The sequence below is a fragment of the Nonomuraea sp. bgisy101 genome (genome assembly GCF_057708945.1).
The window spans coordinates 469,921-480,193 of record NZ_JBYITD010000003.1; the positions used below are offsets into that span (position 1 = coordinate 469,921).

Sequence of the window (10,273 nt, forward strand, 5' to 3'; positions counted from 1 at the left end):
GGGCATCTCGTGCGTACGGGGTGCCCCTTCCCGCGGGCCCCTGGACCTAGGAAGCCGGCGGCGGTGCGACCGAGGACCGGACGATGAGGCGGGAGCGCAGCGTGTGCATCTCGCCGCGCGGTGCGGCGCCCGCGATCGTGTCGAGCAGTACCTCGGCCGCCTTCGCCCCCAGCTCGTGCACCGGCTGCTCGATCATCGTCAGCGGCGGCTCCATCACCGCCGCCCACGAGCTGTCGTCGAACCCGATCAGCGCCACGTCCCGCGGGTAGGCCAGGCCGGCCGCCCGCAACGCCCGCAGCGCTCCCGTCACCGCGTCCGTCTCGGTGCAGAACACCGCGGTGATCCGGTCGGGAAGGGCGAGCATGCGGGCGACGTCCTGCGTCACCCTCTCCTCCGTCTTCCGTCCGACCATCACCAGCTCGGGGTCGAAGGGGATGCGCGCGTCGTCGAGCGCGTCGAGGTAGCCGCGCAGCCGTTCCCCGTCCGTCCACAGGTTGCGGGACGCCTCCGCGAGCAGTTCGCGCCTGGTCGCCGGCGCCTCGGGCGCGGGTGGCCCCCACACGAACCCGATGCGCCGGTGTCCTGCCTCGATGAGCGTCTCGACCGCCTCTCTGGCGGCTTCGCGGTTGTCGATGACGACGGCGTCGAGGTCGAGGGAGGCGACGGCGCGGTCGACGAGCACGACGGGGATGCCGCGCTCCGTCGCCGCCTTGATGTGGGCGATCTCGCCCTTGTCGACCGCGGCGGAGGCGACGATGAAGCCGTCGACCCGCTTGTCGATGAGCACGTTCGTGGCCGCGACCTCCTCGTCGAGGTCCTCGTAGGTGCTCAGCACGATCGTGTCGAAGCCCCTGGCCCTGGAGGTGTCGGAGATCCCGCGCACCACCCCGGCGAAGAACGGGTTGCCGATGTCGGCGACGATCACGCCGAGGGTGTGGCTCACGCCGGTCGACATGCTGCGCGCCAGCGCGTTGGCGCGGTAGCCGAGCTTCTCCGCAGCGGCGAGCACGCGCTCCCTCAGCTCGGGGCTGACGTATCCGTACCCGCCGAGAGTCCGGGCCGCGGTGGCGCGGCCGACACCGGCCTCTCGGGCGACCTCGGAGATCGTCGGAGGTCCCGCCGCTCGGCCCCGGTCAGCTGGCATGGATGGCGTCCCTCATTTCTCGCGTTCGGAGCCTGGGCACATGCTAGCCACGGCGGGCCGGTCGGCGGGCCTGCCGTGTCCGAAGGCGCCTTCGACGAAGCACTGCTCGTAGGCGCTGTCGGCGCCGTCGTGGAGGGCCCGCTCGATCTGGCCCTGGGACGGCCGCACGCCCGCCTTCCACCCGCCGCGCAGCAGGGAGACGGCGAACCCGGACAGGAAGGCGTCGCCGCAGCCCATCGTGTCGACGACCTTCTCCTGCTCGACGGGGCGCGCGGGGGCCGCGACGGTGACCCGGCCGTCGTGGGCCATCGCGCCTTCCACTCCACGGGTGGCGAGAGCCAGTCCCGCGCCCCGCCGTACGGCGTGGGCGAGCAGGGCGCGGGTGGCGGCCTCGTCGAGGTGGGAGCAGGAGAGCAGCACCAGGTCGGCGTGCGGGCAGACCCGGTCGAGGTAGGAGGGGCGGCGGTACTCCTCCTCGCTCGACAGGTCGAAGCTCACGAGCGTGCGGAGCTTCGGCAGCTCGCTCTCGCTGCGGGAGTACACGCTCGAATGGACCAGGTCGAAGGAGGAGGCGTAGTCGAGCAGCTCGCCGTCGAGAACGAGCGGCTCCCTGACGGTGACGCCGCCGCCGTTCCAGCCGAGGAAGACCCTGTCGCCGTCGTCGACGCGCAGGGTGGACACGCCCGTCTCGCCCCGCCGTACGGCGCAGCGGTCGACGGAGACGCCGCGCGCGGCGATCGACGCGCGGAGGAAGGCGCCGAGGTCGTCGTCGCCGAACACCCCGAGGTAGGCGGCTTCGACGCCCAGACGGCCGGCGTAGACGGCGACGTTCACGCTGTTGCCGCCCGGGTAGTCGATGCCGCGGTCGACGAACCGGTCGACGATGTTGTCGCCGAAGCCGAGGACTCTCATGGAGCCTCAGTAGTCCATGACGCGGTAGTAGCGGCGCAGGTCGAGTGAGTGGTCCCGCACACGCTCCAGGTGCTTGCTGACCCTGCCCATCACGGTGTCGAGGACGAGCGGCGCCAGCAGGCCGCGGAACTCGGGGCTGATGCCGTCGAGCGCGTGGTCGCGGGTGTCGAAGACGGTCACGTCCTTCGAGACGCGCCTGGCGAAGGACGCGGCCCTGTCGGTGAGGGCGCGGGTCTCGTCCTCGCCCTGGAAGACGATCACGCTCGTGTCCTCTTCGAGCAGTTCGAGCGAGCCGTGGAAGAACTCGGCGCTGTGCACCCGGGTGGTGCGCAGCCACTGCATCTCCTCGAGGATGCACATGGAGTAGAGGTAGGTGAAGCCCCAGAGGTTCCCGCCGCCGACGAGGAAGTGGTAGTCGGTGTCCTGGTGGGCCTCGGCGAAGTCCGAGGCCGCGGGCTCGGCCTGCCTGGCCACCTCGACCAGGATGCCGGGGATGCCGGCGAGCTCGTCGGCGAACTTCTCGTAGCCGTCGAACTCACCCCTGCGCGACAGCAGGCGGCCCATGAACAGCAGGAGCTGAGGGTCGAAGGGCCAGGTCTTCGGTTCGGTGACGAGCGCGGCGTCGACCTTGGTGGCGACGGGCGACTCGGGGTAGCCGGTGAATCCGATCGTGTAGGCGCCCTTGGCCTTGCAGTACTCGATGGCGCGGACGCTGTCGTCGGTCGTGCCCGACACCGAGGTGAAGATCGCCACGGTGCGCTCGCCGAGCGTCGCGTCGCCCGAGACGATCAGCTCGGCCGCGATCACGGCGCGTACGGGAAGGCCCGACGAGCGCCTGGCCAGGTGCTCGTACGGCCACATCTGGGCGTAGGTGCCGCCGGCGCCGACGAGGAGGAGGTTGTCGAAGCCCTCGTCGACGAGGCGGTCGACGAGTTCCTCGATCCGGGGGCGCAGTGCCACGGCGCTCGCCAGCTGCGAGCGGAATTCGGGCTCGTTGAATCCGAGCATGTTCGCGTCCTTTCGGGAAATCGCACGACCGGCGGCGCCTCGCGACCTGATACCGGTATCACGCGGCATCACGCTGGCACAGTGAAACCGTCATCGTCAACTCATCCACCTAGCGTGGGCCGTTGCGCAAAGAAAATAAGATCTTGGCTAACCCTCTGGTACCGGTATCAGAACCGCTGTACAGTCGGCGCTCACTCCTCTCCCCGAAAGACCGAGAGATTCGAGAGATCCGAGAGAAAGGAAGCCCATGCGTCCTCGCGCCCTGACGACGTTGGCCGCACTGGCCGGAACCTCGGTGCTCGCCCTCACCGGCTGCTCAGGCGGTACGGCGGCGGCCCCCACGGTGGACGTCACCGCGAAACCGGAGTTCTCCGGCACGCTCAGCGTCCTGACCAAGTTCGCCGGCGACCCGCTGAGCCCGTACTTCGAGCAACTCGCCGCCGCCTACGAGAAGCGGCACCCGGGCGTGAAGGTCGAGCTCATCCAGGAGACCGACCAGAGCGTCAAGGACAAGACCAAGACCCTGACCGCCTCGGACGCGCTGCCCGACATCTACTTCACGTGGAGCGGCAACTGGGCGGAGAACTTCGTACGCGGAGGCAGGGCGGCCGACCTCACCACGGTGATCGGCCCCGACACCGCGTGGGGGGGGACCTTCAGCAAGGCCTCGCTGTCCGCCTTCGCCTACGACGGCAAGTACTACGGGATCCCGCTCTACAACAACGGCAAGTTCATGGGCTACAACAAGGCGGCCTTCGCCAAGGCGGGCGTCGCCGTGCCCAGGACGTTCGAGGAGCTGGTCGGCAGCTGCCAGGCGCTGCGCAAGGCCGGGTACGAGCCGATCGCGTTCGGCAACAAGGACGGCTGGCCCGCGCTGCACTACCTGCAGCAGCTCTTCGCCTACAACGTGCCGGACGCCCAGCTCAAGGCCGATGTGCGCCCTGCGACGGCCACGCTCGACCACGCCGGCTACCTCGCCGCGCTCAAGCAGTTCAAGACCCTGGTCACCGACTGCACCGACTCCGGCAGCGGCACCAACGGCGTGCTCTACACCTCGGCGCAGGAGGCGTTCGCCAACCGCAAGGCCGCCATGTACTACCAGGAGATCCTGGAGTTCGACAGCACGACCGCCGGGCGCGGGCTCGCCGCCGAGGACTTCGGCATCTTCCCCCTGCCCGTCCCCTCGGGCGCGGCGGGCAACCCCAAGGTCATCGAGGGGGCGCCCGAGGGATACCTCGTCAACGCCAGGTCGCCGCGCGCCGCGCTCGCCGTCGACTTCATGAAGTTCGTGACGGCCCTCGACAACGCCAAGACCCTCTCCTCTCCCCCGTACGGCCAGCCGAGCACGGTCATCGGCGCCGTCACGCCCGAGACGTCGAGCAAGGCCGTGCACGAGGGCATCGAGCTCGTCAACGGCGCTCCGCAGCTGGCCGGCTGGCTCGACATGGTCACGGTGCCCGAGGTCGCCGACGCGTGGCTGGCCGGCGGCGAGGCACTCATCAGCGGCGGCAAGGGTCCCGAGCAGGTGCTCCAGAGCGTGCGCCAGGCCTCGGAGTCGGCCAAGTAGGCCGCGGGGCCGAAGGGAAGCATGCCGTGCGCACCATCGCTCAACGGGCACTCGGGCTCGCGTGGGTCGTCCCCGCCCTCGTGCTGGTCGGCGTGTTCGTCTACCTGCCGCTCGTGCAGAACGTCGGGTTCAGCACGCTCAAGTGGGACATCTACAGCGGGAGTCAGGAGTACGTCGGCCTCGACAACTACCGCAAGCTGCTCGACGATCCCGTCTTCTGGTCGTCGTTCGGCAACAACCTCCTGTACGCGGTGATCTCGATCGTCTTCCAGGTGTTCGGAGCGCTCCTGCTGGCCGCGCTCATCGAGAGCATCCCTGCCGACCGGTGGCGGCGTCTCCTGCGAGCGGTCTACTTCATCCCCTCCGCCATCTCGCTGACCGTCGCCGGGCTGCTGTTCTACTTCCTCTACGAGCCGAACCTCGGCCCGCTCAACCACGCCCTCGAGGCGGTGGGACTGGGCGCGTTCGATCACTCGTGGCTCGGCCAGGAGAGCACCGCGATGATGGCGATCATCGCGATGAGCCAGTGGCAGGGCTTCGGCTACTCCACGCTGCTGTTCGCCGTCGCGATCCAGCGCATCCCCTCCGAGCTGTACGGCGCGGCCGCCATCGACGGCACGGGACCGGTCCGCCGCTTCACGCACGTGACGGTCCCCCTGGTCCGCGAGATGACGGGGCTCATGACGATGGTCACGATCTCCGGGGCGTTCCAGGTGTTCAACGAGGTCATGGTGATGACCGGCGGAGGTCCGAACAACTCGACCCAGGTCATGGGCACGTGGCTGTATCGCAACGGCTTCGTGCGCAACAACTTCGGCTACGCCGCCGCGATCGCCACGCTGATCTTCGTGATCACGCTCGGCATCGCCATGGCGCAGCTGTGGGTCACGCGGAAGAGAAGGGTGGAGTGGTGAGGCGTCTGAGTCTTCTCGGCGTGATCGCGCGCGTGTTCATGTGGGCCTTCCTGCTCGGCCTCGCGGTGGTCGTGCTGTATCCCCTGCTGTGGATGGTGCTCAACGGGTTCAAGACCAACGCCGAGTTGTTCGGGGACCCGTTCGCCCTGCCCGTCGACTGGAGCTTCTCCAACTACCAGAAGGCGTGGAACAGAGGGGTGGACGGCTACCTCGCCACCAGCGTGCTGGTCACGGTCACCTCGACGGTCGCCACTGTGTTCGTCAGCGCGTGGGCCGCGTACGGTCTCACGCGCGTCAGCATCCCCTTCAACAGGGCGATCACCGGGGTGATCCTCGGCGGGCTCATGCTCGCTCCGACGGTGGCGCTCGTGCCGCTGGTGAAGATGTTCCAGGCGATGGGGCTCTACAACAGCTTCTGGGCGCTGCTCATCCTGTACACCGCCTTCCGGGTACCGTTCACCACCTTCCTCATCCGGGCGTACATGATCGACCTTCCGCGCGAGGTGGACGAGGCGGCGGAGATGGACGGCGCGGGACGCTGGACCGCCTTCTGGCGGGTCATCCTTCCGATGAGCAAGCCGATCATCACGTCGACGGTCATGCTGCATGTGCTGTTCGCGTGGAACGAGTACCTCTTCGCGATGGTGTTCACCAGCGGCAGCGGGGTGCAGACCCTGCCGGTCGGGCTGACCAGCCTGATGAGCAAGCACGGCACCGACTACCCGGTCGTGTTCGCGGGCATGGTGATCGCGGCCGTCCCCGTGGTGCTGCTGTTCTTCCTCGGCCAGCGGTACATCGTGAAGGGCCTCGCCGACGGCATCGGCAAGTGACCCGGGATTGGACAATGGAGGAGGGCGTGACCTTCTTCGACACCGCCGACGTGTACGGCGACGGCCGCAGCGAGCAGCTGATCGGCTCCTACCTGCGTGACCGGCCCGACGCGGACATCCTGGTGGCGACCAAGATGGGCCGCAGGGTCGCGCTGGACCCCTCGCTCTACACCCTCGGCAACTTCCGCGCCTGGACCGACAGGTCCCGTGCCAACCTCGGCGTGGACCGGCTCGACCTGGTGCAGCTGCACTGCCCGCCGACGCCCGTGTACTCGTCGGAGGCCGTCTTCGACGCCCTGGACACGCTGGTCGAGGAGGGCAGGATCGCCGCCTACGGGGTGAGCGTCGAGACCTGCGACGAGGCCCTCACCGCGATCGCGAGGCCCGGCACCGCCAGTGTGCAGATCATCTTCAACGCGTTCAGGCTCAAGCCGCTGGAGCGCGTCCTGCCCGCCGCCGCCGAGGCGGGGGTGGGGATCATCGCCAGGGTGCCGCTGGCCTCGGGGCTCCTGTCGGGCAAGTACACCAGGGACACCGTCTTCGCCGCCGACGACCACAGGACCTACAACAGGCACGGCGAGTCGTTCGACCAGGGCGAGACGTTCTCCGGGGTCGATTTCGCCACCGGCGTCGAGGCGGCGGTGGAGTTCGCCGCGCTGGCGCCCGACGACGCGACGCCGGCGCAGGCGGCGCTGCGCTGGATCGTCCAGCAGCCGGGCGTGACGACGGTCATCCCCGGCGCTCGCTCGCCCGAGCAGGCGCGGGCCAACGCGGACGCCGCCGCGCTGCCGCCGCTGCCCGAGGCGACGTTGCTGGCCGTACGCGACCTCTACGACAGGAGGATCCGCGCCCAGGTGCACGACCGCTGGTGACCTTCGCGGGGTACGGCCGGTCGTACCCATGCGAAGGGTTCTCAGGAGGCCACGAGCGCGCGGGAGCGGTCGGTGGCCAGGTGGATCGCCATGCCGCCGAGCACGGTGCCCATGAAGTACCGCTGGATCCGCACCCACAGCGGCCGGGTGGCCAGGAATGCGGCCAGGGTGCCCGCCGAGATCGCGATCAGCCCGTTGACGGTGGTCGCGATGACGATCTGGACCGAGCCGAGCGCGAGGCTCTGCATCAACACGCTGCCCGCGTGAGGGTCGATGAACTGCGGCAGCAGCGACATGTAGAGAATCGCGATCTTCGGGTTGAGCAGGCACGTCAGCAGACCCATCGAGAACAGCCTGCGCGGCGAGGCGTGCTCCAGCTCGCGGGTCTCGAACACCGACCCGCCACCGGGCTTGAGCGCCTTCCACGCCAGCCAGCCGAGATAGGCGGCGCCGGCCAGCTTCAGCGCGGTGTACGCGGCCGGCACCAACGCGAAGATCGCGGTGAGGCCGAGGCATGTGGCGGTCAGGTAGACCGTGAAGCCGAGCACCACACCAGTCAGCGAGACGAGCCCCGCGCCCCGGCCCTGGGTGATCGAGCGAGAGATCAGATAGATCATGTTCGGTCCCGGCGTGAGCACCATGCCGAGAGAAACCAGCCCAATCCCGATTAGTCCACCCATCATGTGCCCCATTTTGCATGATTACGGAGCGTATTTGACCAATGACGAGGGAAGGGCATCTTCATGCAGTTCGACGACGACGCCCGACTCGACCCCTCGCAGATCGAGGACGTGCGAGCTTCGGGCCCCGGCCCACGTCGGGGCGGCGGGGGCGGCGGCCTGCCCGGGGGCTGCGCCCTGCCCATCGGCGGCAAGGGGGGCGGCTGCCTGCTCCTGCTGATAGGCGTCGCCGCGCTGTTCCTCTTCCAGATCATCCCCACCAACCTCTCCGGCGACGAACCCCAGCGCACCCCCCAGCAGTCGCTGCCCGCCCCCCAGGGCGCGCCGACCGGCAACCTGGCCGCCCGCTGCCAGACCGGCGCGGACGCCGACCAGTCGGAGGACTGCCGCATCGTCGGCACCGTCAACAGCATCCAGGCCTACTGGAAGCAGGCCTTCGCCGAGCGGGGACGCACCTACACCCCCGCCAAGACCGTGCTGTTCTCCTACGCCGTCAACACCGCCTGTGGCATGGCCAACCAGGCGGTGGGGCCGTTCTACTGCCCCGGCGACAAGAAGGTGTACCTCGACCTGTCGTTCTTCGACACCCTCCAGCGCGACTTCGGCGCGAAGGGCGGGCCCTTCGCCCAGGCGTACGTGATCGCCCACGAGTACGGTCACCACGTCCAGGACCTGCTGGGCACCATGAACAGGGTCGGCGACGACAGGCAGGGCGCCACCAGCGGCGCCGTACGCCTGGAACTGCAGGCCGACTGCTACGCGGGGGTGTGGGCCAACAACGCGGTGCGCACCGGCTTCTACACCCAGCCCTTCAGCCAGAGTGAGATCGACGAGGCGCTCAGCGCCGCCGCGGCCGTCGGCGACGACAGCATCCAGCGCCGCACCACCGGCATGGTCCGCCCCGACGCCTTCACCCACGGCACCTCCGAGCAGCGCGAGAAGTGGTTCAGCATCGGATACGAGAGCGGCAACCCCGGTCGCTGCGACACCTTCACTCGCGGGATCTGACTGATCCCGCTCCTCCAGGGCAGTTGCGGTGCATGGATTTCCGTGACCAGGCCGACCTCGACGCCTCACAGGTCGAGGAGCGCAGTGGCGGTGGCCGCTTCCCCGGCGGCGGGCTCGCCGTGGGAGGCGGGATCACCGGCATCATCGCGCTGATCGCGGCCCTCATCTTCGGGGTGAACCCCGGCAACATCACCGGCAGTGATCCTGAAGGATTACAGCCCACCACGAACCTGTCCGAGCAGTGCAGGACGGGCGCCGACGCCGACCAGTCGGACAAGTGCAGAGTCGTCGGCGTCGTCAACAGCATCCAGGAGTACTGGGGCGGGATCGACGGCTACCGGCCCGCCAAGACGGTTCTCTACACCCAGGCGACGAACACCGGCTGCGGAGCGGCCGACTCCTCCGTCGGCCCGTTCTACTGCCCACGCGACCAGCGCGTCTATCTCGACCTGAGCTTCTTCGACCTGCTGCAGTCGAGGTTCGGCGCGGAAGGCGGGCCGTTCGCGCAGGCTTACGTGATCGCCCACGAGTACGGTCACCACGTGCAGAACCTGACAGGCCAGATGGAGCGCGTCGGCCAGGACCGGCAGGGCGCCGACAGCGGCTCGGTGAAGCTGGAACTGCAGGCCGACTGCTACGCGGGCGTCTGGGCAAAGCACGCCGTGGACACCGGGTTCTACGAGAAGCCGTTCACGGCGTCCGACATCAGGCAGGCTCTGGACGCGGCCGCCGCGGTCGGCGACGACAGGATCCAGGAGCGGACCCAGGGCAGGGTCGACCCCGAGGCGTTCACGCACGGCACGTCGCAGCAGCGTGTCACCTGGTTCACCACCGGCTACGAGACGGGCTCGCCGGACCAGTGCGATACCTTCCAAAAGGGCATCTGACCTGCGAAGAAGGCGAACTCCGCGAATCTCTTCTAAAATCGATGGGGTGATCTTTAAGTTGGTCGGGGACGGACGCCCCTATCCCGAACATGGTCTGAGCAACCGCGAGTGGGCTCAGATTCCGCCCAGGCAGGTCCGGCTCGACTCGCTGGTCACCACCAAGGCCATGCTCGATCTGCACTCGCTGCTCGCCGCTGACTCGACCTTCTACGGCGACCTGTTCCCGCACGTGGTGCAGTGGCAGGGCGAGCTCTACCTCGAGGACGGCCTGCACCGTGCCCTCCGCGCGGCGCTCCACCAGCGGTCGATCCTCCACGCCCGCGTCCTCGAACTGCCCTCCTGAGTCTTCGGGACGGCAGCGGCCTCGGGGCGGAACGGCAACGGAAAAGGGCCGCCGATCGATCACGATCGGCGGCCCTTTCACGAGCGGTGGTGGTGGGATTTGAACCCA

General features: G+C 68.8%; 10 protein-coding genes and 1 pseudogene. 7 read left to right on the plus strand and 4 right to left on the minus strand.

Annotation, left to right across the window (positions count from 1 at the left end; all coding sequences use genetic code 11):
- Window positions 1-46: 46 nt before the first annotated feature.
- The 3 genes from AC3EO4_RS08515 to AC3EO4_RS08525 are packed head-to-tail and all read right to left on the minus strand — an operon-like array spanning window position 47 to window position 3,064.
- Window positions 47-1,144, minus strand: coding sequence for a LacI family DNA-binding transcriptional regulator (locus tag AC3EO4_RS08515; protein WP_431894678.1), 1,098 nt, complete (start codon window positions 1,142-1,144; stop codon window positions 47-49).
- Window positions 1,145-1,156: 12 nt separating this feature from the next.
- Window positions 1,157-2,056, minus strand: coding sequence for a PfkB family carbohydrate kinase (locus tag AC3EO4_RS08520; RefSeq protein ID WP_379572892.1), 900 nt, complete (start codon window positions 2,054-2,056; stop codon window positions 1,157-1,159).
- 6 nt (window positions 2,057-2,062) lie between these two features.
- Window positions 2,063-3,064, minus strand: coding sequence for an SIS domain-containing protein (locus tag AC3EO4_RS08525; protein WP_431894680.1), 1,002 nt, complete (start codon window positions 3,062-3,064; stop codon window positions 2,063-2,065).
- A 247-nt stretch (window positions 3,065-3,311) separates the two neighbouring features.
- On the opposite strand from AC3EO4_RS08525, the gene AC3EO4_RS08530 reads away from it, so the two are divergent.
- The 4 genes and pseudogenes from AC3EO4_RS08530 to AC3EO4_RS08545 all read left to right on the plus strand — a co-directional run.
- On the plus strand, window positions 3,312-4,631 hold the full coding sequence (locus tag AC3EO4_RS08530) for an ABC transporter substrate-binding protein (RefSeq protein ID WP_431894682.1): 1,320 nt from the start codon (window positions 3,312-3,314) through the stop codon (window positions 4,629-4,631).
- A gap of 26 nt (window positions 4,632-4,657) precedes the next feature.
- Window positions 4,658-5,545: a carbohydrate ABC transporter permease gene (locus tag AC3EO4_RS08535; RefSeq protein ID WP_431894684.1), complete on the plus strand. Its 888-nt coding sequence runs from the start codon at window positions 4,658-4,660 to the stop codon at window positions 5,543-5,545.
- Window positions 5,542-6,375, plus strand: coding sequence for a carbohydrate ABC transporter permease (locus AC3EO4_RS08540; RefSeq protein ID WP_431894685.1), 834 nt, complete (start codon window positions 5,542-5,544; stop codon window positions 6,373-6,375). The genes AC3EO4_RS08535 and AC3EO4_RS08540 overlap by 4 nt, the downstream gene beginning before the upstream one ends.
- Window positions 6,376-6,392: 17 nt before the next feature.
- Window positions 6,393-7,247: pseudogene (locus AC3EO4_RS08545) on the plus strand (aldo/keto reductase); the annotation flags it as partial.
- A 41-nt stretch (window positions 7,248-7,288) separates the two neighbouring features.
- On the opposite strand, the gene AC3EO4_RS08550 reads toward AC3EO4_RS08545, so the two are convergent.
- Window positions 7,289-7,939 carry a LysE family translocator gene (locus tag AC3EO4_RS08550; RefSeq protein ID WP_431894687.1) on the minus strand — a complete coding sequence of 217 codons (651 nt, stop codon included), beginning with the start codon at window positions 7,937-7,939 and terminating at the stop codon, window positions 7,289-7,291.
- Window positions 7,940-7,990: 51 nt separating this feature from the next.
- Between AC3EO4_RS08550 and ypfJ (AC3EO4_RS08555) the strand changes: the two genes are divergently transcribed.
- Genes ypfJ (AC3EO4_RS08555) through AC3EO4_RS08565 form a run of 3 tightly spaced genes read left to right on the plus strand, consistent with a single transcriptional unit; the run spans window position 7,991 to window position 10,165 of the window.
- A complete protein-coding gene (gene ypfJ, locus AC3EO4_RS08555; protein ID WP_379572886.1) occupies window positions 7,991-8,935 on the plus strand; it encodes a KPN_02809 family neutral zinc metallopeptidase in 945 nt (314 codons plus the stop codon).
- Between the two features lie 32 nt (window positions 8,936-8,967).
- On the plus strand, window positions 8,968-9,822 hold the full coding sequence (gene ypfJ, locus AC3EO4_RS08560; RefSeq protein ID WP_431894689.1) for a KPN_02809 family neutral zinc metallopeptidase: 855 nt from the start codon (window positions 8,968-8,970) through the stop codon (window positions 9,820-9,822).
- 46 nt (window positions 9,823-9,868) lie between these two features.
- Window positions 9,869-10,165, plus strand: coding sequence for a type II toxin-antitoxin system VapB family antitoxin (locus AC3EO4_RS08565; RefSeq protein WP_354919110.1), 297 nt, complete (start codon window positions 9,869-9,871; stop codon window positions 10,163-10,165).
- Window positions 10,166-10,273 lie beyond the last annotated feature (108 nt).

Bases quoted from the DNA above. Each gene is read 5' to 3' on its own strand.
- AC3EO4_RS08530 (WP_431894682.1), top strand. From the start codon at position 3,312: ATGCGTCCTCGCGCCCTGACGACGTTGGCCGCACTGGCCGGAACCTCG.
- AC3EO4_RS08525 (WP_431894680.1), bottom strand. From the start codon at position 3,064: ATGCTCGGATTCAACGAGCCCGAATTCCGCTCGCAGCTGGCGAGCGCC.
- ypfJ (WP_431894689.1), top strand. From the start codon at position 8,968: ATGGATTTCCGTGACCAGGCCGACCTCGACGCCTCACAGGTCGAGGAG.
- ypfJ (WP_379572886.1), top strand. From the start codon at position 7,991: ATGCAGTTCGACGACGACGCCCGACTCGACCCCTCGCAGATCGAGGAC.
- AC3EO4_RS08515 (WP_431894678.1), bottom strand. From the start codon at position 1,144: ATGCCAGCTGACCGGGGCCGAGCGGCGGGACCTCCGACGATCTCCGAG.
- AC3EO4_RS08520 (WP_379572892.1), bottom strand. From the start codon at position 2,056: ATGAGAGTCCTCGGCTTCGGCGACAACATCGTCGACCGGTTCGTCGAC.
- AC3EO4_RS08550 (WP_431894687.1), bottom strand. From the start codon at position 7,939: ATGGGGCACATGATGGGTGGACTAATCGGGATTGGGCTGGTTTCTCTC.